We start from the raw sequence: 20,347 nt of genomic DNA, 5'->3' as shown, positions 1-20,347 counted from the left end.
GCCGAACCTCCGGCTGCCGCCGGGTCGCCAACGTCTCGAAACAGGAAGCCGCCATGTCGACGACCACGATCGGAACGGTGCAGCGACCGGCGAAGCCGTCCTTCCTCGCGCGCCTGTCCCAGAGCCGGAACGGGCTCGGCCTCCTGTTCCTTCTGCCGGCGGCGGCCTTCCTTCTCTGCTTCCTAACCTATCCGCTGGCGCTCGGCGTCTGGCTCGGCTTCACCGACACGAAGATCGGACGGCCCGGCATCTTCATCGGCCTCGAGAACTACGAATACCTCCTGCACGACCGGGTGTTCTGGATCTCCGTGTTCAACACCGTCGTCTACACGGCCGTCGCCTCGGTGCTGAAGTTCGGGCTCGGCCTCTGGCTGGCGGTGATCCTCAACGAGCGCCTGCCGTTCAAGACCTTCTTCCGCGCCATCATCCTCCTGCCCTGGGTGGTGCCGACGGTGCTCTCGGCGCTGGCCTTCTGGTGGATCTACGATTCGCAGTTCTCGATCATCTCCTACGTCCTCCTGAAGCTCGGTCTGATCTCCGCGCCGATCAACTTCCTCGGCGATCCCGTGAACGCCCGGATCGCGGTGATCGCCGCGAACGTCTGGCGCGGCATCCCCTTCGTCGCGATCTCGCTGCTTGCCGGCCTCCAGACGATCCCCGCCTCGCTGCACGAGGCGGCGGCGCTCGACGGCGCGACCTCGTGGCAGCGCTTCCGGCGCATCACGCTGCCGCTGCTCACCCCGATCATCGCGGTGGTGATGACCTTCTCGGTGCTCTTCACCTTCACCGACTTCCAGCTCATCTACGTTCTGACCAAGGGCGGCCCGGTGAACGCCACGCACCTGATGGCGACGCTCTCGTTCCAGCGCGGCATCCCCGGCGGCGCGCTCGGCGAGGGCGCGGCGATCGCCGTCGCCATGGTGCCGTTCCTGCTCGCCGCGATCCTGTTCTCGTTCTTCGGCCTGCAGCGCCGCCGCTGGCAGCAGGGCGGGGGAGACTGAGGGGACCCTGATGACCATCGTCCACACCGAGCCCAACGGCGGCCACCTCACCGACGACGTCGTCGGCATGTCGCACCACGATACCTTGGCGCGGCGGATCCTGGTGATCTACCTGCCGCTCGCGGTCTTCATCTTCGTCCTCCTGTTCCCGTTCTACTGGATGGCGATCACCGCCATCAAACCCAACGGCCAGCTCACCAACTATTCGACCTATTCGCCCTTCTGGGTGATTGGGCCGACGCTCGACCACGTGAAATATCTTCTGTTCGAGACCTCCTATCCCGGCTGGCTGTGGAACACGGTGGTGGTCGCGACCTGCTCCACCGTGATCGCGCTGGCGGCTTCCGTCTTCGCGGCCTACGCGATCGAGCGCATCCGCTTCACCGGCGCGCGTGTCACCGGGCTCCTCGTCTTCCTCGCCTATCTGATCCCGCCCTCGATCCTGTTCATCCCGCTCGCCTTCATCGTCTTCCAGGTCGGCATCTTCGACTCGCGGCTCGCCCTGATCCTCACCTATCCGACCTTCCTCATCCCGTTCTGCACCTGGCTCTTGATGGGCTATTTCCGCTCGATCCCGTTCGAGCTGGAGGAAAGCGCTCTCGTCGACGGCGCGTCGCGCTGGCAGATCCTGACGAAGATCGTCTTGCCGCTGGCCGTGCCGGGGCTGATCTCCGCCGGCATCTTCGCCTTCACGCTCGCCTGGAACGAGTTCATCTACGCGCTGACCTTCATCCAGTCGTCGGAGAACAAGACGGTGCCGGTCGGCGTCCTGACCGAGCTCGTGCGCGGCGACGTCTACGAATGGGGCTCGCTGATGGCCGGCGCGCTGATCGGCTCGCTGCCGGTGGTGATCCTCTACTCGTTCTTCGTCGACTACTACGTCTCGTCGATGACCGGCGCGGTGAAGGAATAGGCTCCGCAACCCTCCGCCGGGCGGGGGCGGACATCCGTCCGGCCGGCATTACCTATGGCTCCGTCCTGCGGCACCCGCCGCTCGATGGAGTTGCGGCATGATCCTGGGCGACGAGCAGCGACTGATCTGGCCGGGGGCGGGCAATGCCGGCGGGCGCGTGATCTGCGCCGAGAACCGGCCGGCGGACACGCCCTACCCGGTGACGTTCGGCGAGGACAAGTACGGTGCCTTCGTCCGCTTCGAGACCGAGCAGGAGGACAAGTCGAGGAACGAGCGGCAGCGCTACGGCAACGGCCGCTCGCCGAAGCGGGCGATGATCTCGCTGGAAAGCCTCGGCAACGTCCGGCGTTACGGCCGGCCGATCGAGCACCGCTTCGGGCTCGTGGTCGAGGCTGGCGCGCCGCAGATTCCGAACCTCTTCACCGTCCTCAGCCAGGAGAACGCCGGCCCGCCGAAAGGCAAGGACTACCGGCCGCCGCCGATGAGCTTCGGGATCGATGCGATCTCGCGGCCGCGCTCGCAGGCGGTGGACGAGTTCTTCTTCCTCGACACCAACGTCTGGGACCCGGTGAAGGAAAAGGGCGTCAGCGGTCATCGCATCCTGTCGAAGCGCCCGCTCGAACGCGGCGCGTTCTACGCCGTTCGGCTGCTCTTCGTGGACGGGCGCGGCGGCGACGGGCGGCTGGAGTTCCGGCTCGGGCAGGGAAAGCCCGGCGCCGACACCGAGCTGCAGGGGAGCTACGACGGCCCGACCGGCTACGAGGGTTTCGGCTCGGTCTATCCCGCCTTCGGCGTCTACCAGCACTGGGGCCAGCGGCCGCTGGCCGCCCGGTTCTACGACTGGCGCGAGGCGGTCAGGCCGGCGGCGTGAGCCCCGCGTCGCCGCCGGCCATCGCGTCGCAGATCGCCTCGACGATCAGCGCAGCCGACACGGCGCCGGGGTCTCGATGGCCGAGCGAGCGGTCCCCCAGCCGCGACGCCCGCCCGATTGTCGCGACAATGTCCCGCGTCGCCGCCGCGCCGCGGCGTGCGGCCTCGGCGATGGCGGCCGGCCGCTCGCCGCGTTCGGCTGCGTCGGCGGCCGGGCCCCAGGCGTCCAGCATGGTCTTCTGGCCGGGCGCCGCCTTGCCGCGATGGACGATCCCGTCCCGCATCGCGACGACGACGGCGCGCAACTCCCCAGCGGGCATCTCGGCGCGCGAGCCGGCCGCCTTGCCGGCGCGCAGCAAGGCCGGGCGTGGAGCGGCCCGGACGAGGCTCCGACCGCGTCGGGAAACCCCTTGGCGGCGGCGTTGAACACGTCCTGCAGCGCTCCGTCGACGGCGTCAGCCGCTTCCGAGGCGGCCTTCGTGCCGGCTTGCATGGCGATGCCGTGGTCGCCGTCGCCGACCGCGCTGCTTCTCGTGCTCGGCCTGCCGCACGGAGGCGATGTCGTCGGTGGTGAGGACGGTCCGCGCCTCGACGCCCTCGATCTCCAGCATCTCGCTCGCCATGTCGAAGTTCATCGCGTCGCCGGCATAGTTGCCGTACATGAAGAGGACGCCCGCGCCGCCGTGCGCGGCGAGCGCCGCATCCACCGCCGGCTGCGGCGGCGGCGAGGCGAAGACGTTGCCGATCGCCGCCGCGTCGGCGAGCCCCTTGCCGACGAAGCCGAGAAAGGTCGGCTCGTGGCCGGAGCCGCCGCCGATCACCAGCGCTACCTTGCCGGGGCGCGGGCCGTTCACCGCGACCACCGCGCGTTGGCTCCGGTCCGGCCGGCGGAGGTGCTCGGCATGCACGGCGAGGATGCCGGCCAGCATCTCGTCGACCGCGGCGTCGGCGTTGATCAGCTTCTGCGTCAGGCTCGAACGGCGTTCGCGGAAGCGAGGTTAGGGCCGGGGGCCGCGCGCGGCAACGCCCGGCCCCGGCCGGCCGTCAGCGGCTGTTGTACTTGGCGTCGACCTCGTTGATCGCCGCGACGTTGCCGGCGGAACGGCCCTTCGGATCGAAGGTCTCCTTCAGGAAGGCGTCGGCGATGGACTTCGCCAGTTCCGAGCCGATCACCCGCGCGCCCATGGTGATGATCTGCGCGTCGTTGGAAAGCGCGGCGCGCTCGGCCGAATAGGTGTCGTGGGTCAGCGCCGCGCGGATGCCCGGCACCTTGTTGGCCGAGATGCATACCCCGATGCCGGTGCCGCAGACGAGGATCGCCCGGTCGTACTTGCCGTCGAGCACCTCGTTCGCCACCCGGTCCGAGAGGTTGGCGTAGAACGGGTCGGCGCCCGCATCCGTGCGCGAGATCTCGGCGACCTCGTAGCGGTCCTTCAGGTGCTCGGCCAGCGCCTTCGCCAGTCCTTCGCCGGCACTGTCTCCTGCGATCGCAAGCTTCATGGTTCTTCTCCTTTTCCGATCAATCCGCGGCTGCCAGGAGGCTCGCCGCCGTCCGCTCGTCGGTGATGAGGCCGCCGAGCCGCCCGCTCCTCAGGACGGCGCGGATCGCCGCGACCTTCGCCGGGCCGCCGGCGATCACGACGATGCGTCCGTCGCGCGCCCCGTCGAGGTCGACGGCGAGGGTGCGGGCGGTGAGCCCGGTTTCCAGCACCTGGCCGCGCTTGTCGAAGAAATGGCCGAGCATCTCGCTGACGCCGCCGGCCGCCTCGATCTCGGCGATCTCGCGGGCTTCGATCATGCCGGTGGCGACGAGCTGCGCGCCGGCATCCGCCGTGCCGACGCCGCAGAACTTCAAGGCGGCGTGGTTCGACATGTCGAACACGTCCCGGACGCCCGGCTGCGCCAGCAGCACCGCGCGGTCCTCGGCGGAATTGGCGAAGAACGGCACCGGCAGGACGAAGGCCGGCGCGCCGGTCTTCTCGGCGAGGCGGTGCATCACGTCATGCGGGTTGGCGGCGTAGTTGCGGGTGAGGCCGCCGAGCAGCGACACGAAGCGCACACCCGGCGCCGCCTCGAAGCGTGCCATGCCGTTCACTGCCGCGGCGAGCGTTCGCCCGTGCCCGATGCCGATCACCGCGTGCCCGCCGCGCTCGATCTCGCGCCGGAAGAAGGCGGCGCCGGCCAGCCCGAGAGCGCGCAGCGGCAGCCCTTCCTCGCCGAGATCGGGCGCGACCTCGCAGAAATCGAGCCCGAAGCGCTCGCAGAGCCGGTTCTCGAGCCGGGCGCATTCGACGATCTCGCCGTCGATCGAGACCTTCACCACGCCGTCGGCGGCGGCGCGCGCGATCAGGCGGTGAGCCTTGACGGACGGCAGGCCGAGACGCTTGGCGACGGCCGCTTGCGTCAGCCCGCCGGCATAGTGCAGCCAGGCGGCGCGGATCGCGAGCGAGCGTTCGGTGTCGAGTTCGCTGATCGGTCGGTTCATGGGTCTCTTCGGAGCGGATCGGGTCCGCGCCGTCAATGCAGGTGCTCTGCTCCGGTGTCGATATGGGGCGCCCAGAAGGCGACGCTCTCGGCGATCTGCGAAATCACCTCGCGATCGTTCGGCTCGCGTTCCTTGAAGGAGAGTTCGAGACAGATCTCGTTGTCGGCCGCGCCGCCTTGCGCGAAGGCCTCCAGCAGCGGCTCCGGCTGGATGCGCCCGCGCGCGTTGAAGGCGGCGGTGAACGGACGGTGGCCGCCCTTGTCCATCAGGCTCTGCTTGATGTGGATGATCGGCGAGACGCGCGGCACGGTCCGCGCCCAGGCATAGGGGTCGTAGTCGTCCGGGTTCGGGCTCGCCACGTCGCCGTGGTCGATGTCGGCCATCATCCACATCGGCACGGCCATGTCGGCGGCCGTCAGCCGGTCCTGCAGCGCCATGCAGCCCGAGATGGTCTCGCCGAACTCGCGCCCGACGCTCATCGGCTCCCAGAAGACGTAGGACAGGCCGGCCGCGCGGGCGTGCTCCGCGACTTCGGCCCAGCAGTCGATCGCGATCCGGATCAGTTCCTCGCGCCGCGCGGGATCGTCGTAGTCGCGGTAGGTGAAGATCGCGAACTGCGTGCCGACGGAGGTGCCGCCGAGGTCGGCGGTGATGTCGGCGAAGGTCTTGAACCAGTCGACGTAGTAGCGGCGCACGTCCCGGTCGGGATGGCCGAAATGGTTCAGCCGGCCGTATGGCCCGGTCATGCCGCTGGTGACGCGGACGCCCGTGCGGGCGAGCGCCGCCGCCATCTGCCGCGTCACGCGGCGGATCACCGGGGCCGGCCAGCCCGGATTGACGAATTCGTGGGTGAGCTGCAGGTCGCGGATGCGCAGGTCCCGCGCCACCGTCTCGACGAGGTCGTCCGGATCGGCGAAGCGGTTCACCAGCGGGTTGGTGTTGAGCGAAAGCGTCAGAGCCATCTCGCGGATCCCGTCAGGCGGCCTCGGCGACGCGCTCGGCGTCGAACCAGCGGGCGAACTCGGCCTGCTCGCCGTCCGTCATGTGGAGATAGTGCTTGGTGCGCCGGAGGAGCACGTCGTTCGGCGCCTGCACCCATTCCTTCGCGACGAGATAGCGCGCTTCCGCCTCGTAGAGTTCGCCGCCGAAATGGCGGCCGAGACCGTCCAGCCCGGTCGCGCCGTTCACCACGTCCCGCGTCCGCGTGCCGTAGAGCCGGCCGTAGTGGTGGGCGAGGCGGCGCGGCATCCAGGGATACGTCTCGCGCATCGAGTTCATGAACGTCTCGTAGTCGGCGTCCGGCATGTCGCCGCCGGGCAGCGGCGCGCTCCCCGTCCAGTCGGCCTTCATCTGCGGGAAGACGTGCTTCAGGCGGTTCAGGCCGCGCTCGGCGAGCTCGCGGAAGGTGGTGATCTTGCCGCCGAAGACGTTCAGCAACGGCGCCCCGCCGGTTTCGTCGAGGTCGAAGACGTAGTCGCGCGTCACCGCCGACGGGTTGCCTTTGCCGTCGTCGAAGAGCGGGCGCACGCCCGAGAATGTGTGGAGCACGTCGGCGGGCCGGAGCTTCTCCTTGAAGTAGCGGTTCACCGCGGCGATCAGGTAGTCGATCTCGCTCTGGTCGGCCTTGACCTCCTCGGCCCGTCCCTCGTAGGCGACGTCGGTCGTGCCGATCAGCGCCTTGTCGCCCTCGTAGGGGTTGATGAAGATGACGCGCTTGTCGAAGTTCTGGACGAGATAGGCGTTGGAGCCGGCCCAGAACTTCGGCACGATGATGTGGCTGCCCTTGACCAGCCGGACGTTCCGGGCGGAGTTCGAGCCGGCGACGCGGTTGATGAAGTCCGACACCCAGGGACCGGCGGCGTTGACGATGCAGCGCGCCCGGAAGGTGCGCGTCTCGCCGGAAACCGTGTGGCGCGTCTGAACCGTCCAGGCGCCGTTCTCGCGGCGGGCGGAAACGGCGGGCGAGCGGGTCAGCACCTGCGCGCCCCGTTCGGCGGCGTCGACCGCGTTCAGGACCACGAGGCGCGCGTCGTCCACCCAGCAGTCGGAATATTCGAAGCCGCGCGAATACTGCTCCATGAGCGGCAGGCCTTCGGGATCGCGCGAAAGGTCGAGTGTCCGCGTGCCGGGCAGCTTCTTGCGCCCGCCGAGATGGTCGTAGAGGAACAGGCCGGTGCGCACCAGCCAGGCCGGCCGGTCCTCCGGGCTGTGCGGCAGGACGAAGCGCATCGGCCAGATGATGTGCGGCGCGACGCTCATCAGCACTTCGCGCTCGATCAGCGCTTCGCGCACCAGGCGGAACTCGTAGTATTCGAGGTAGCGCAGGCCGCCGTGCACCAGCTTGCCGGAGCGGGACGAGGTGCCTTCCGCAAGGTCGTCCTTCTCGCAGAGCACGACGGAGAGGCCCCGTCCGGCCGCGTCGCGGGCGATGCCGGCGCCGTTGATGCCGCCGCCGATCACGAAAAGGTCGACGGTCCCGGTCTCGGTCATGGAGTGCTCCTTCGGGAGGATGCGGCGTCGCCGGGAGTGGCCACCCGTCGCGCTGCGTCGAGGCCCTGCCAGACCGGCCGCATCGCCTCGCGGGCGGCGGCGAAGGCGGGGTAGAGGCAGCCATAGATCTCGGCAAGGGCCGGGTCGGGCGGCTCGGAAGGGCCGAGCAGCGGCGTCACCCATTCGGCGACGCAAGCGTCCATGTCGGGATAGGCGCCGACCGCGACGGCGGCCATCATCGCGGCTCCGGCCGCGCCCGCTTCCTCGCGCGCCGAGACCCGCGCCGGCGCGCCGACGGCGGCGGCGAGGACGCCACGAAGCCCGCGCGAGCGGGCCGCGCCGCCGGTGAGGCGGAGTTCGGTCGGAAGCGTCCCCATCGCCGCGTAGCAGTCGCGCATCGCGAGGCCGAGCCCCTCCACCACCGCCCGCACGAGGTCCGGGTAGCGGTGGCCGAGCGACAGGCCGGTGAAGCCGGCGCGCGCCTTCGCGTCGACGAAGGGGCCGCGCTCGCCGGCCTCGGAAATATAGGGATGGTAGAGGATCTGGCCCGGCCGGCTCGCATGGAGCCAGTCCTCGATCCGGCCGATGAGCGCGCTCAAGGGCACGGCATGGCCGGTGTCGCGCAGGATCTCGGCGGCGAGGCCCAACACCCAGTCGAGGTTCAGCGTCGCCGCCATGTTGGTCTGCACCTGCGTGACGATGCCCGGCACCGGGATCGGGATGACGTAGCCGGTGCCTTCCTGGTTCAGGTGCACGGCCTCCACCGGGACGGCGCGCATGTGGACGCCGGTGGAGCCGACGGTGGAACAGGCGACGTCGGTGCCGCCGCCGTAGACGCCGGCGCCGAAGGCGGTCATCGCCATGTCGACATAGCCGAGCGCCACCGGCGTGCCGGCGAGCAGCCCGGTCTGCGCCGCCGCCTCGCGCGACAAGGGATGGGTGGTCTCGGTCCCCTCGACGATCTCCGGCAGGAGCCGGCGGCGGTGGGCGAGGCCCAGCGCCTCGATCACCGTCTCGTCGTAGCGCCGGTCGCGGAAGTTGCCGAAGGTGAAGCTCGCCTCCGACGGGTCGGTGGCGCGCACGCCCGTCAGCATCAGGTAGAGCCAGTCCTTGCAATGGAGCGCCACTTCGGCGCGGTCCAGGAGTTCGGGCCGGGTGCGATCCATGTGGGCGAGCTGGCTGCCCTGCTGGCAAGTGTTGAGTCCGGTGCCGGTGGCCTCGAACCGGGCACGGGCCTCCGGCCTCGCATCCAGTTCGGCGACGGTCGGGGCGGCGCGCGCGTCGAGCCAGAGCCAGGCGTCGGCCACCGGCGCGTCGCCGCGGCCGACCAGCCAAGTGCCGTCGCCCTGCGCCGTCACCGCCACCGCGCTCGTGCGGTGCGCGAGCCCGTCCACCCTGTCGGCGAGGCCCCGCAGCGCGCCGGCGCAGTCCGCCCAGGTCTGTTGCAGCGATTGCGTCGCCGAGCCGTCCTCGCCCGCCTCGTAGCGGTTCGGCACGGCGGCCGCGCCGATCTGCCGGCCGCCGAGATCGAAGGCGACCGCCTTGATCACGGAAGTCCCCGCGTCGATGCCGATCAGGATATCGCGAGCCCTCGCGCGTTCGGCCACCATCGTCCTCCAAGCCAGACCGGTTCGACCGGTGCGCGGACGGAACGGCCCGGTTCCGGGCCTCCGATCCGACGCGCGACAACGCCCTCCCAGGCTGATCCGATTCTACAGCAGCGCAACCGGCGTTGGAATGAAAATTTTTGCTGACAACGAAATTATTTTCAGTTAGCTCTCGGACAGTCGCGGTTTGGGAGGAGCCGACCCGCGCTCGGAGCGAAGCCGGAAGGACGTGTCGGGTGCTGCGGCGGCCGCGCTCCTTCAGCAAGCCTCGAACGACGGCGGGCGGGATTTCGATCCGTCCGGCCGCGCAATGGGAGGATCGTCATGTCACGGACGTCGAGCATCGCTGCGGTATCACCGGCCGGCCGGACCTGCGCGTCCGGAGCTGCGCGATGAGCGCCGCCGCCGCTCCGGCTCCGAAGGCCGTCGTCCCGAAGCGGCGCGGCTCGCCCCGCCGCCGGCTGTTCGTCGTGCTCGGCCTCGCCGTCCTCGTGGTCGCGGCGATGGCCGTCGACACGACCGTGGTCCGGGTCGGCTCGGAAGGCGACGTTCGATCCCAGGCCTTCTCGCCCGACCGCTACGGCGAGACCGAGTTCCCGCGCATCCAGGCCGACATCGAGAAGCGGGCCCCGGACGCGGCGACGCTGGCGGCCGCGGTCATCGCCGACAAGGCCGCGGCGACCAAGCAGTACGGCACCGCGTCCTCCACCGGCGCTATCCTGCCGGTGAAGCTCACCGGAACGGTCGGCGAGGGCAAGTCGGGCATCTACGATCTCAGCGTCGAGGGCGTGCCGCCGGATGTGCGCGTGCGCGTCCAGACCGGCCCGGCGATCAACGGCACGGACCTTCGCGACGCGACCGGCGACATCGCCTTCGGCAAGTTCAAGAACCAGATCGAGTACCAGAACGCCGGCGCCGGCATCAACCGCGCCATGAAGGCCAAGGTGCTCGACGGCGTGGACGTCGCGAACCTCAAGGGCAAGACGGTCGAGGTCGCCGGCGCCTTCCGGCTGATCAACCCGAAGAACTGGCTGATCACCCCCGTGCGGTTGACGGTCAAATGAGCGAGCCCCTCGCCGCCGAGCCGGAAGGCCGCCCCGACACGCGGGAAGTGGTGCTCGCCGCCCGCAACGTCGCGAAGTCCTACGGCAACATCCACGCCCTGAAGGGCGTCAACTTCGACATCCATCGCGGCCAGGTGACGACGCTCTTCGGCGAGAACGGCGCGGGCAAGTCGACGCTGATGAAAATCCTGTCGGGCGTGGTGCGGCCGACCGCGGGCGAGATCATCCTCGACGGCGAGCCGGCGGTCTTCGCCTCCGCCTCCGAGGCGCGCGAGCGCGGCATCTCGATCATCCACCAGGAGCTCAGCCTCGCGCCGAACCTCAGCGTGCGCGACAACATCTTCATGGGCCGCGAGATCGCCGGCCCGACCGGCGTCGACTACGCGGAGGAGGAGCGGCAGGTGCGCCTCCTGATGGAGGAGCTGGAAGAGCCGATCGACCCGCTGACCCGGGTCGAGGAGCTGCGGCTCGGCCAGCAGCAGATCGTCGAGATCGCCCGGGCGCTTTCGGTCGACAGCCGCATCCTGATCATGGACGAGCCGACCTCGGCGCTGTCGGCCTCCGAGGTCGAGGTGCTGTTCAAGGTGGTGCGGGACCTCACCGCCAAAGGCGTCTCGATCGTCTACATCTCGCACCATCTTGAAGAGGCGCTGGAGATCACCGATCAGGCGGTGGTGCTGCGCGACGGCACGATGACCGCCTACGCGCCGCGCGCTGAGATCGACCTCAACTGGATCGTCCGCAACATGGTGGGCGAGAACTTCGACCTCGGATCGCCGCCCACCGGCTACGAGCGTGGCGGGGTGGCACTCCGGATCGAGAACCTCAGCGTGCCCTCGGTCAGCGGCGCCTATTCCGTGGTCGACCGCCTGTCGCTCGACGTCAGCGCCGGCGAGATCGTCTGCATCTACGGCCTGATGGGGGCCGGGCGCACCGAGATGATGGAATGCGTCGCCGGACGCCTCCGGCCGTCGGGCGGGCGCGTGCTCCTCCACGGCGAGGACGTCTCGAAGCTCACCATCGCCGATCGGATCGCCGCCGGTCTCGTGCTCGTGCCGGAGGACCGGCAGCGCGACGGCCTCGTCCAGACCATGACGGTCGGCGAGAACCTGTCGCTCGCCTCGATCCGATCCTTCATCAAGCGCGTCTTCACCTCCCGGCGGAGCGAGGGCGCGCTGGTCGAGCGCTCGATCCGCGACGTCCACATCAAGACGGCCGGCGGCCACGCGATGATCGGCTCCCTGTCCGGCGGCAACCAGCAGAAGGTCGTGATCGGCAAGATGCTGGCGACGGAGCCGACCGTGGTGCTGCTCGACGAGCCGAGCCGCGGCATCGACGTCGGCGCGAAGTCGGAAGTGTTCAAGCTCCTCGCCGAGGGCGCGCGGCGCGGCCTCGCCGTGGTCTATTCCACGTCCGAGGTCGGCGAGTGCCTGAGCGTCGCCCACCGCATCGTCGTCCTCGCCAAGGGCCGGATCGCCGCCGAATTCGGCCCGGATGCGACGAAGGAACAGATCATGGCGGCGTCGGGCGAGGCCGAGCCCGGCCATCTGCCCGCCGCCGACGACGGCGGGGCGCATCCCGCCCCGCGTTCCACCCCGCCGACCCATCAACCCCGTCCGGAGCCAAAGGCATGAGCGACACGACGCAAGCCGGGCGGCGGCCCGCCGCGGCCGCTACCGCCGCCGGAGCGCGCCCCGCGCGCGGCTTCGACCTCGCGAAGTTCCTGATCGAGGGGCGCGCCTTCTTCGCCCTGATCGTCATCGTGGCGGTGTTCTCGATCCTGTCGCCGAACTACTTCACGGTCTCGAACTTCCTGACCATGGCCAACCACGTGGCCATCTACGGGCTGCTCTCGATCGGCATGCTGCTCGTCATCCTGAACGGCGGCATCGACCTGTCGGTCGGCTCGGTGCTGGCGTTGTCGGGCGTCGTCGCGGGCGCCCTGATGCAGGGCGTGACGCTGGAGGCCTTCGGCGTCATCCTCTACCCGCCGGTCTGGGCCGTGGTGGTGCTGACCTGCGCGCTCGGCGCCTTCGTCGGCGCGGTGAACGGCTTCCTGATCGGCTGGCTGAAGGTCCCGGCCTTCGTCGCGACGCTCGGCACGCTCTACGTCGCGCGCGGCGTCGCGCTCCTGATGACCAACGGCCTCACCTACAACAATCTCGGCGGCCGGCCGGAACTCGGCAATACCGGCTTCGACTGGCTCGGCTTCTACCGCCTCGGCGGCGTGCCGATCGGCGTCTGGGTGCTGCTCGTCGTCGCCGTGGTCTGCCACCTGACGCTGACGCGCACCGCCTTCGGCCGCTGGCTCTACGCCTCGGGGGGCAACGAGCGCGCGGCGGAACTGTCGGGCGTGCCGGTGAAGGGCGTCAAGGTCGCGGTCTACGTGATGTCCGGGGTGCTCGCGGCGATCGCCGGGCTCGTCCTCTCCTCGCAGCTCACCTCCGCCGGCCCGACCGCCGGCACCACCTACGAGCTGACCGCGATCGCCGCCGTGGTGATCGGCGGCGCGGCGCTGACCGGCGGGCGCGGCACGGTGCGCGGCACCATGCTCGGCGCCTTCGTGATCGGCTTCCTGTCGGACGGGCTCGTGATCATCGGCGTGTCGTCCTACTGGCAGACCGTCTTCACCGGCGCGGTGATCGTGCTCGCCGTCCTGATGAACACCCTCCAATACGGATCGCGCGGCACGCGGGGATAGCGCCGCGCGGGTCCGCCTCCAGAGCTTTTCCGAGCCGAGCTTCGGAAAGGAATGCCGACGCGGGTCGGCGACCACCATCACCACCACTTGGGAGAGAGCAAACATGTTCACCACCACGAGACGCGCCATCCTGATGGCGGCGGCGAGCCTGCCGCTCCTCGCCGGCGGCGCCTTCGCGCAAGGCAGCGGCGGCCTGATCAGCATCATCGTCACCGATCCGGCCAACCCCTACTGGCTGACCGAGGGCAACGTCGCGAAGAAGACCGCCGAGGACATGGGCTACAAGGCCGCCGTCAGCGCGCACAAGGGCGACACCAACACCGAATCGACCCTGATCGACACGGCGATCACCAACAAGTCCGCCGCGATCATCCTCGACCCGGCCAATGCCGACGGCTCGGTCGGCGCTGTGAAGAAGGCGGTGGACGCCGGCATCCCGGTGATCCTCGTCAACGCCGAGATCAACCAGGAAGGCCTCGCCAAGGCGCAGCTCGTGTCGAACAACGCGCAAGGCGCGGCGATCGGCGCGCAGGCCTGGCAGGAAGCCATCGGCGACAAGGGCAAGTATGTCGAGCTCTTCGGCAACCCGGCCGACAACAACGCCGCGACCCGCTCAAACGGCTACGAGACGGTGCTGACCCAGTATCCGGATCTCCAGAAGGCCGGCCGGGAAGTCGCCAACTGGGACAGGACGCAGGGCTACCAGAAGATGCAGTCGCTGCTGCAGGCGAACCCCGACATCAACGGCGTGATCTCGGGCAACGACGAGATGGCGCTCGGCGCGATCGCGGCCCTCAAGGAAGCCGGCAAGCTCGCGCAGGTGAAGGTCGGCGGCTTCGACGGCTCGCCGGATGCGGTCGCCGCCGTGAAGGCGGGCGAGATGCAGTACACCGTGCTCCAGCCGGTGGCGACCTTCTCGGCCGAGGCCGTGCGCCAGGCCGACAAGGTGATCAAGGGCGGCTCCACCGGGGTCGACACCGAGAAGCAGCTCTTCGACTGCGTCCTGATCACCAAGGACAACGCCGACAAGTACACGGCGCCCTTCACGTTGTCGCAGTAAAGCCGACGAAAGGCCCGGGGAGCGCCTTCATGGCTCCCCGGGCCTGCGCCCGACGCCCATCATCCCCTCATTCCGCCGCCGCCCGCCTCGTTCTCGCCGCGGTCCGTGACGGCACCGTCGCCATGACGGCGGCGCCAACGATGCCGGACAGCACCGACCCCATGAGGACGCCGAGCTTCACCTCGTCCTGCAGATGCGGCGAAGTGGGGAACGCCAGGAGGCCGATGAACAGGCTCATCGTGAAGCCGATGCCGCAGAGCAGCGCCACGCCATAGAGCTGCCGCCACGTCGCCCCGTCCGGCATCGCCGTCCACCCCGCCTTCGTCGCGAGCCAGGCGGTGCCGAAGACGCCCACCTGCTTGCCGATGAACAGGCCGGCCGCGATGCCGAGCGGCACCGGATCGAGGAGCGCGGCCACGGAGAAGCCGGCGAAGGATACGCCGGCGTTGGCGAAGCCGAAGATCGGCACGATCGCGTAGGCGACCCATGGCTGGATGGCGTGTTCCAGCTTGAACAGCGGCGACAGGCCGGGGTCGCGGATGCGCAGCGGAATGGTCATCGCCAGCACCACGCCCGCCAGCGTCGCGTGGATGCCGGACAGGAAGACGAGGCCCCAGAGGACGGCACCGAGCGCCAGGTAGGGGGCGAGGCGCATGACCTTCAGGCGGTTCATGGCGACCAGCGCCGCCGTGACGGCCGCCGCGCCGAGAAGTGCGTACGCGTTCAGGTCGTTCGTGTAGAAGATCGCGATGATCAGGACGGCACCGAGATCGTCGATGATCGCCAGCGCCGCCAGGAACACCTTCAGGGACGGGGGCACCCGGGGACCGAGCAGCGACAGGACGCCGAGCGCGAAGGCGATGTCGGTGGCGGACGGGATGGCCCAGCCGCGCAGCGTCTCGGGCGAGCCGGCGTTCAGCGCGACGTAGACGAAGGCCGGAGCGGCCATGCCGCCGAGGGCGGCGAGGCCGGGCAGGACGCGGGCGGGCCAGGTCGAGAGCTGTCCCTCCAGCGCCTCGCGCTTGATCTCGAGGCCGACCAGAAGGAAGAACACCGCCATCAGGGCGTCGTTGATCCAATGCAGGACGCTGAGGCCACCGACATGGGCGTGCAACGCCGCGAAGTAGGTTTCGGCCAGCGGCGAGTTGGCGACGAGGAGCGCCACCGCCGCGGCAGCCATCAGCACCAGGCCGCCGGACGCCTCGCTGGCGACGAACCGGCGCAGGAAACCGGGCGGCCATTTGAACGGAAGCTGGAGCGGGCTGCGTTCCGACATCAGACTGCCTTCGCCGACGAGGTTGCTCGGTTCTCCGTCGGTTCAGGGAAAGCCCAAGGCGCACGCAGCACACGCCGTTGCCGGCAGGAATAAGCGATCGGCGCGGTGGAAGCGAGTCACATCCCGTTCAGGCCTCGACGGTTCGGAGCGTCAGGATTCCGCGACGTGAAACGCCGCCACGGTACTCGAACGCTTGTCCGATAAGGCCGAGAACCCCAACCTTTCTGCGGCAGAAGCCCTGGTAATCCGGCGTCGCCGGGTCAGAACGGGTCTTCGTGAGGCGGCCGATCCCTCGTCGCCGCCTCGACCCAGGTGCAAGGACCCGCGCTGGCCGAGCTGATGTCGGTGTCGGTCGGAACAGAAGAGAACCGATGACGTCACGCTGGCTCTGGCTTCTGTCGCGGATCACGCGGCGCATCTGGTTCCGCGCCAGCCTGTTCTCGGTGCTGGCGGTCGCCACCGCCCTGGTCGGCATCGTGGCGAGCCCGTACATCCCGAGCGACATGCCGACGAAGATCGGCTCGGACGCCGTCGACAACATCCTCGGCATCATCGCCGCCTCGATGCTGACGGTGACGACGTTCTCGCTGTCGACGATGGTGTCCGCCTACTCGGCGGCGACGACCAACGTCACGCCGCGGGCGACGCAGCTCGTGATGGAGGACCGGACCACGCACAACGTCCTGTCGACCTTCGTCGGCTCGTTCCTCTACAGCCTCGTCGGCATCATCGTCCTGTCCACCGGCGCCTACGGCGAGCGCGGGCGAGTGGTGCTCTTCGTCGTCACGATCGGCGTCGTGATCGTGATCGTCGCAACGCTCATGCGCTGGATGGGCCATCTGTCGGGCCTCGGCCGCGTCGTGCAGACCACGGAACGCGTCGAGGCCGCCGCGACGCGGGCGATGCGCGAGCGGCACCGGCGTCCCTATCTCGGCGGCCGACCGCTCCGCGATTCGGCCTCCGAGGTGCCCCGGTCGGCTCGCGCCGTATTTCCCGAGCGGATCGGCTACGTCCAGCACGTCGACGCCGGAGCCCTGTCGGACGTCGCGAGAGACGACGGCGGCCGCGTCTTCCTCAACGCCATTCCCGGCGACTTCGTCGGACCGGACGAGCCGATCGCCTGGGTCGAGGGGTTCGGGAGCGACGACGTCGGCAGCCAAGTCCGGGACGCGTTCGCGATCGGCGATACGCGCTCGTTCGACCAGGATCCGCGCTTCGGTGCGATCGTTCTGTCGGAGATCGCGAGCCGCGCCCTGTCGCCCGGCATCAACGACCCCGGCACCGCGATCGACGTGATCGGCCGCGCCGTGCGGCTCCTGGCGATCTGGCGCGAGCCGCATGAGGAGGAAGAGGTCGAGCATCCGAACGTCTTCGTGCCCACCGTCGAGCTCGGCGACCTGTTCGACGACCTGTTCACGCCGATCGCCCGGGACGGGGCGGCGACCGTCGAGGTCGGCGTCCGCCTGCAAAAGGCCTTCCGATCGCTAGCGCGCTTGTCGCCCGAGCGCTTTTCCAGCCACGCCCGGCGCCATTCCGGGCAGGCGCTCGAGCGGGCCGAGGCGGCGCTTGCCGTCGAGGCCGACAGGCTGAGGCTGCAACGGCTGGCGGCAGACGTCTGAACCGGCCCGCGATCCGTGACGTCACCGCTCGAGCGTCCGGCGGGCGACGGCGCCGAGCGTCGTTCCCTGCACGACGACGGTGAAGAGGACCACGCCGTAGGTCGCGGCAAGCACCGCCGCCTTTTCCGGTTCGTCTGGCAGCGACAGGGCGAGCGCCACCGAGATGCCGCCGCGCACGCCCGCCCAGGTCAGGAACGGGATGTTGCGCGACGAGAGCTGCCCGGTCCAGCGGAACAGGAGAACGGGCGTCGACACGGCCGCGAGACGCGCGACGAGCACGACCGGGATCGCCAGCGCCGCCAGAACGAGGGCCGCGGGATCGAAGCGAAGGACGATGACCTCCAGCCCGATCAGCAGGAACAGGACGGAGTTCAAGATCTCGTCGATCAGGGTCCACAAGGCCGACACGTAGCCTTGCGTCCGGTCGCTCATCGCCCGACGCGGCGCGAGGCTGCCGACCACGACACCGGCCGCCACCACGGCGAGCGGCCCGCTCACGCCGAGCTTGCCGGCCAGGGCGTAGGTGCCCGCGACGAGCGCCAGCGTGATCAGCACCTCGACCGGGAAGTCGTCGATCGCCCGCATGGCGCGATAGGCGAGGTAGCCGAGCCCGAGCCCGAGCGCGATGCCGCCGCCGGCCTCGACGGCGAGGTGTCCCGCCGCGCTTGCCGCCGTGATCGGCTCGCCGCCGACGCCGACCGCGACCCCGACGAGCAGCGTGAACAGGACGACGCCGATCCCGTCGTTGAACAGCGCTTCCCCTTGCATCTCGATCTGCAGCGACTCCGGCACGTCGACGGTCTTCAGGACGTTCAGGACCGCGACCGGGTCGGTCGGACTGATCAGCGCGCCGAACACCAGCGCCCAGACGAGCGGCAAAGGGGCGCCGACGAGCGAGGCCACCCACCAGAAGGCGGCGCCGACGATCGCGGTCGAGATCGCGGTGCCGATCAGCGCCAGGAACGCGACCTGCCAAGCCCGGTCGCGCAGGAGCTGGATGTCGAGGTTGATCGCGCCGGCAAACAGCAGGAAGGCCAGCATGCCGTTCATCACGACCTCGGTGAAGTCGATCTGCCGAAGCGCGCCGGTCAACTGCTCGTAGAGATGCCGGTTCGGGACCAGCGCGTCGACCCCGACGAGCAAGAGCGAGGCGGCAAGACCCATGACGAGAAGCCCGACCGCGTGCGGCAGGCGCACGAAGCGGTGGTTCAGCCAGCCGAACAGCGCCGACAGGACGAGAAGCAGCGCCGCGATGTCGAAGATGGAGAGCAAGAGCGGCCTTCGGGTTGCGAGGCGAAGGCTGCCGACCTTGCGGCTTCCGCCCGCGTCTCCGGGACCCGGCGCGTGAAAGCCGGCGAGCAGCACTATATAGGGGCACGAGGCGGGGCGCCGATGCGTTTCCCGCACAGGAACAGGTGAGGAATCCCATGACCGAACAGAGAGCCGTGCTCGCCGGGGGCTGCTTCTGGGGCATGCAGGAACTGATCCGCAAGCTGCCGGGCGTCGTCTCGACCCGCGTCGGCTACGCCGGCGGCGACGTGCCGAACGCCACCTACCGCAACCACGGCACGCATGCCGAGGCGATCGAGATCGGCTTCGATCCGGCGCGGACCAGCTATCGCCGGATCCTCGAGTTCTTCTTCCAGATCCACGACCCGACGACGGTGAACCGCCAGGGGAACGACGTCGGCACCTCCTACCGCTCGGCGATCTATTTCGTCGACGCCGAGCAGAAGCGGATCGCCGAGGACACGATCGCCGACGTCGACGCCTCGGGACTGTGGGGCGACAAGGTGGTGACGGAAGTGGAGCCGGCCGGCGACTTCTGGGAAGCCGAGCCGGAGCATCAGGACTACCTGCAACGGCTGCCCAACGGCTATACCTGCCACTTCCCGCGCCCCAACTGGGTCCTGCCGCAGCGGGAAGCCGCCGAGTAGCGGCGGCCGACGCGTCAGGCGGCAGCTGGGATGCGGGCGATGGCCTTGATCTCGAAGTCGAAGCCCGCCAGCCAGTTGACGCCGACCGCGGTCCAGTTCGGATAGGGCGGCTCGCCGATGACCGCCGAGCGGACCGCCATGACGGTCTCGATCTGCCGCTCCGGATCGGTGTGGAAGGTGGTGACGTCCACGACGTCCGCGAGGGTGCAGCCGGCGGCCTTCAGGACGGCCTTGAGGTTGTCGAAGGCGCGCTGGACCTGGGCTTCGAAGTCCGGTTCGGGCGAGCCGTCGGCGCGGCTGCCGACCTGGCCGGAAACGAACAGGAGGTCGCCCGAACGGATCGCCGCCGAATAACGGTGCGCCTCGTAGAGTGCATGGCGGTCGGCCGGAAAGATCGCTTCGCGTTTCGTCATCGTTGCATTTCCTTTTCGCAATCGGGTGCGGCACCGAGCGGGTGGCCGCGAGCGCGCATCCGCGCCGTCTTCACAGGCCGAGCCGCATCTGACATACGGGCTGTATGCGAACTTCTAGTGTCATACGCATCGTATGTCAATTGTGGTGCGCCACGCTTATCCGCCAGGAGAACGGGCATGACTGCGACGAAGCGGGCGCAGATGATGGCGGAAACCCGCGCCAAGCTGATCCGCGCCGCGCGGCTCGCCTTCGCGGCGAAGGGCTATGCGGCGGCCCCGATGGACGAGCTCACCGCCGAGGCCGGGCTGACGCGCGGAGCGCTCTACCACAACTTCGGCGACAAGCGCGGCCTGCTGCAGGCGGTGGTCAACGCGATCGACGGCGAGATGGCCGAGCGCGCCCGCGCCATCGGCGCCGGAGCCGGCGGCGGCTGGAACGGCCTGCTGGCCGAAGGCGTCGCCTATATCGAGATGGCGCTGGAGCCGGAAGTCCAGCGCATCGTCCTGCTCGACGGCCCGGCGGTGCTCGGCGATCCGTCGCGCTGGCCGACGCAGAACGCCTGCCTGCGGGAAACCATGCGGACGGTCGAGACGCTGATGGCGGAGGAAGTCCTCCGACCCGTGGATGTCGAGGCGGCCGCCCGACTGCTTAACGGCGCGGCTCTCAACGCCGCGCTCTGGGTGGCCGCGAGCGAGGACCCGTCCGCGACGTTTCCCAAGGCGGTGGATGCCTTCCGGCTGCTCGCTTCGGGCCTGCTCGCGGCCTCAGGGGACAGGCGCGTGTCGCGCAAGCCATCTATCGACTGAGCCGACCGTCGTGGTCTATATGCCGGCTTTCGCTGGCGGTCCTCGCCGGCTTATACCCGGTCGGCAGCGCGAGGGGCCGGGGCCGGCCGTCGTCAGGGGTTCGC

At 69.6% G+C, this 20,347-nt stretch carries 18 protein-coding genes and 3 pseudogenes; 10 read left to right on the top strand and 11 right to left on the bottom strand.

Annotation, left to right across the window (positions count from 1 at the left end; translation table 11 throughout):
- Positions 1-53: 53 nt before the first annotated feature.
- The 3 genes from F6X38_RS05780 to F6X38_RS05770 all read left to right on the top strand — a co-directional run bounded on the left by F6X38_RS05780 (position 54) and on the right by F6X38_RS05770 (position 2,785).
- Positions 54-1,001, top strand: a complete 948-nt coding sequence (locus tag F6X38_RS05780) for a carbohydrate ABC transporter permease (RefSeq protein WP_150968650.1) — start codon at positions 54-56, stop codon at positions 999-1,001.
- Positions 1,002-1,011: 10 nt separating this feature from the next.
- Complete coding sequence (locus F6X38_RS05775) at positions 1,012-1,914, top strand: carbohydrate ABC transporter permease (RefSeq protein ID WP_150968649.1); 903 nt, start codon at positions 1,012-1,014, stop codon at positions 1,912-1,914.
- A gap of 97 nt (positions 1,915-2,011) precedes the next feature.
- A complete protein-coding gene (locus F6X38_RS05770) occupies positions 2,012-2,785 on the top strand; it encodes a hypothetical protein (RefSeq protein WP_150968648.1) in 774 nt (257 codons plus the stop codon).
- Here the strand turns inward: F6X38_RS05770 and F6X38_RS23660 are convergent.
- From F6X38_RS23660 to F6X38_RS05735, 8 genes and pseudogenes are all read right to left on the bottom strand, one after another.
- Entirely contained in the window at positions 2,769-3,143 is a 375-nt protein-coding gene (locus tag F6X38_RS23660) for a DAK2 domain-containing protein (RefSeq protein ID WP_150968647.1), read from the bottom strand. The two genes, F6X38_RS05770 and F6X38_RS23660, sit on opposite strands and share 17 nt — an antisense overlap.
- Before the next feature lie 68 nt (positions 3,144-3,211).
- Positions 3,212-3,277, bottom strand: a pseudogene (locus F6X38_RS24270) (hypothetical protein); the annotation flags it as partial.
- A 25-nt stretch (positions 3,278-3,302) separates the two neighbouring features.
- A pseudogene (locus F6X38_RS05760) lies at positions 3,303-3,713 on the bottom strand (dihydroxyacetone kinase subunit DhaK); the annotation flags it as partial.
- A 115-nt stretch (positions 3,714-3,828) separates the two neighbouring features.
- Positions 3,829-4,284, bottom strand: coding sequence for a D-erythrulose-4-phosphate isomerase (gene derI / locus F6X38_RS05755; RefSeq protein WP_150968645.1), 456 nt, complete (start codon positions 4,282-4,284; stop codon positions 3,829-3,831).
- Positions 4,285-4,303: 19 nt separating this feature from the next.
- Entirely contained in the window at positions 4,304-5,269 is a 966-nt protein-coding gene (locus tag F6X38_RS05750) for a sugar-binding transcriptional regulator (RefSeq protein WP_150968644.1), read from the bottom strand.
- Positions 5,270-5,301: 32 nt separating this feature from the next.
- Positions 5,302-6,231 carry a sugar phosphate isomerase/epimerase family protein gene (locus F6X38_RS05745; RefSeq protein WP_150968643.1) on the bottom strand — a complete coding sequence of 310 codons (930 nt, stop codon included), beginning with the start codon at positions 6,229-6,231 and terminating at the stop codon, positions 5,302-5,304.
- Between the two features lie 13 nt (positions 6,232-6,244).
- Positions 6,245-7,759, bottom strand: a complete 1,515-nt coding sequence (locus tag F6X38_RS05740) for a glycerol-3-phosphate dehydrogenase (RefSeq protein ID WP_150968642.1) — start codon at positions 7,757-7,759, stop codon at positions 6,245-6,247.
- A complete protein-coding gene (locus F6X38_RS05735; RefSeq protein WP_150968641.1) occupies positions 7,756-9,369 on the bottom strand; it encodes an FGGY-family carbohydrate kinase in 1,614 nt (537 codons plus the stop codon). The genes F6X38_RS05740 and F6X38_RS05735 overlap by 4 nt, the downstream gene beginning before the upstream one ends.
- A gap of 389 nt (positions 9,370-9,758) precedes the next feature.
- Between F6X38_RS05735 and F6X38_RS05730 the strand changes: the two genes are divergently transcribed.
- The 4 genes and pseudogenes from F6X38_RS05730 (at position 9,759) to F6X38_RS05715 (ending at position 14,191) form a co-directional block, all read left to right on the top strand.
- On the top strand, positions 9,759-10,430 hold the full coding sequence (locus tag F6X38_RS05730; protein WP_150968640.1) for a DUF2291 domain-containing protein: 672 nt from the start codon (positions 9,759-9,761) through the stop codon (positions 10,428-10,430).
- Positions 10,427-11,977 (top strand): annotated as a pseudogene (locus tag F6X38_RS05725) (sugar ABC transporter ATP-binding protein); the annotation flags it as partial. The gene F6X38_RS05730 and the pseudogene F6X38_RS05725, both read left to right, overlap by 4 nt.
- Before the next feature lie 83 nt (positions 11,978-12,060).
- Positions 12,061-13,131: an ABC transporter permease gene (locus F6X38_RS05720; RefSeq protein ID WP_150968638.1), complete on the top strand. Its 1,071-nt coding sequence runs from the start codon at positions 12,061-12,063 to the stop codon at positions 13,129-13,131.
- 103 nt (positions 13,132-13,234) lie between these two features.
- Positions 13,235-14,191, top strand: a complete 957-nt coding sequence (locus F6X38_RS05715) for a D-ribose ABC transporter substrate-binding protein (protein WP_150968637.1) — start codon at positions 13,235-13,237, stop codon at positions 14,189-14,191.
- Positions 14,192-14,258: 67 nt separating this feature from the next.
- Here F6X38_RS05715 and nhaA read toward each other — a convergent pair whose 3' ends face one another.
- On the bottom strand, positions 14,259-15,467 hold the full coding sequence (gene nhaA / locus F6X38_RS05710) for a Na+/H+ antiporter NhaA (RefSeq protein ID WP_150968636.1): 1,209 nt from the start codon (positions 15,465-15,467) through the stop codon (positions 14,259-14,261).
- A gap of 371 nt (positions 15,468-15,838) precedes the next feature.
- Between nhaA and F6X38_RS05705 the strand changes: the two genes are divergently transcribed.
- Complete coding sequence (locus tag F6X38_RS05705; RefSeq protein ID WP_150968635.1) at positions 15,839-17,086, top strand: DUF2254 domain-containing protein; 1,248 nt, start codon at positions 15,839-15,841, stop codon at positions 17,084-17,086.
- A gap of 21 nt (positions 17,087-17,107) precedes the next feature.
- Here F6X38_RS05705 and F6X38_RS05700 read toward each other — a convergent pair whose 3' ends face one another.
- The gene (locus F6X38_RS05700) at positions 17,108-18,358 is read right to left on the bottom strand and encodes a cation:proton antiporter (protein WP_150968634.1); all 1,251 of its coding nucleotides are present in this window, start codon (positions 18,356-18,358) and stop codon (positions 17,108-17,110) included.
- A 155-nt stretch (positions 18,359-18,513) separates the two neighbouring features.
- Between F6X38_RS05700 and msrA the strand changes: the two genes are divergently transcribed.
- A complete protein-coding gene (msrA, locus tag F6X38_RS05695) occupies positions 18,514-19,023 on the top strand; it encodes a peptide-methionine (S)-S-oxide reductase MsrA (RefSeq protein ID WP_150968633.1) in 510 nt (169 codons plus the stop codon).
- 14 nt (positions 19,024-19,037) lie between these two features.
- Here msrA and F6X38_RS05690 read toward each other — a convergent pair whose 3' ends face one another.
- On the bottom strand, positions 19,038-19,436 hold the full coding sequence (locus tag F6X38_RS05690) for a RidA family protein (RefSeq protein WP_150968632.1): 399 nt from the start codon (positions 19,434-19,436) through the stop codon (positions 19,038-19,040).
- 177 nt (positions 19,437-19,613) lie between these two features.
- On the opposite strand from F6X38_RS05690, the gene F6X38_RS05685 reads away from it, so the two are divergent.
- Positions 19,614-20,243, top strand: coding sequence for a TetR/AcrR family transcriptional regulator (locus F6X38_RS05685; RefSeq protein WP_150968631.1), 630 nt, complete (start codon positions 19,614-19,616; stop codon positions 20,241-20,243).
- Positions 20,244-20,347 lie beyond the last annotated feature (104 nt).

This window comes from Plantimonas leprariae, from assembly GCF_008802405.1.
GTDB lineage: Bacteria > Pseudomonadota > Alphaproteobacteria > Rhizobiales > Rhizobiaceae > Plantimonas > Plantimonas leprariae.
The sequence above is the reverse complement of the archived record's forward strand: the minus strand, read 5'-3'. Positions and strand labels throughout refer to the sequence as shown.

What these genes read in the sequence shown, in the direction of transcription:
- F6X38_RS05780 (WP_150968650.1), top strand. Translation starts at nt 54, where the DNA reads ATGTCGACGACCACGATCGGAACGGTGCAGCGACCGGCGAAGCCGTCC.
- F6X38_RS05775 (WP_150968649.1), top strand. Translation starts at nt 1,012, where the DNA reads ATGACCATCGTCCACACCGAGCCCAACGGCGGCCACCTCACCGACGAC.
- F6X38_RS05770 (WP_150968648.1), top strand. Translation starts at nt 2,012, where the DNA reads ATGATCCTGGGCGACGAGCAGCGACTGATCTGGCCGGGGGCGGGCAAT.
- derI (WP_150968645.1), bottom strand. Translation starts at nt 4,284, where the DNA reads ATGAAGCTTGCGATCGCAGGAGACAGTGCCGGCGAAGGACTGGCGAAG.
- F6X38_RS05750 (WP_150968644.1), bottom strand. Translation starts at nt 5,269, where the DNA reads ATGAACCGACCGATCAGCGAACTCGACACCGAACGCTCGCTCGCGATC.
- F6X38_RS05745 (WP_150968643.1), bottom strand. Translation starts at nt 6,231, where the DNA reads ATGGCTCTGACGCTTTCGCTCAACACCAACCCGCTGGTGAACCGCTTC.
- F6X38_RS05740 (WP_150968642.1), bottom strand. Translation starts at nt 7,759, where the DNA reads ATGACCGAGACCGGGACCGTCGACCTTTTCGTGATCGGCGGCGGCATC.
- F6X38_RS05735 (WP_150968641.1), bottom strand. Translation starts at nt 9,369, where the DNA reads ATGGTGGCCGAACGCGCGAGGGCTCGCGATATCCTGATCGGCATCGAC.
- F6X38_RS05730 (WP_150968640.1), top strand. Translation starts at nt 9,759, where the DNA reads ATGAGCGCCGCCGCCGCTCCGGCTCCGAAGGCCGTCGTCCCGAAGCGG.
- F6X38_RS05720 (WP_150968638.1), top strand. Translation starts at nt 12,061, where the DNA reads ATGAGCGACACGACGCAAGCCGGGCGGCGGCCCGCCGCGGCCGCTACC.
- F6X38_RS05715 (WP_150968637.1), top strand. Translation starts at nt 13,235, where the DNA reads ATGTTCACCACCACGAGACGCGCCATCCTGATGGCGGCGGCGAGCCTG.
- nhaA (WP_150968636.1), bottom strand. Translation starts at nt 15,467, where the DNA reads ATGTCGGAACGCAGCCCGCTCCAGCTTCCGTTCAAATGGCCGCCCGGT.
- F6X38_RS05705 (WP_150968635.1), top strand. Translation starts at nt 15,839, where the DNA reads ATGACGTCACGCTGGCTCTGGCTTCTGTCGCGGATCACGCGGCGCATC.
- msrA (WP_150968633.1), top strand. Translation starts at nt 18,514, where the DNA reads ATGACCGAACAGAGAGCCGTGCTCGCCGGGGGCTGCTTCTGGGGCATG.
- F6X38_RS05690 (WP_150968632.1), bottom strand. Translation starts at nt 19,436, where the DNA reads ATGACGAAACGCGAAGCGATCTTTCCGGCCGACCGCCATGCACTCTAC.
- F6X38_RS05685 (WP_150968631.1), top strand. Translation starts at nt 19,614, where the DNA reads ATGACTGCGACGAAGCGGGCGCAGATGATGGCGGAAACCCGCGCCAAG.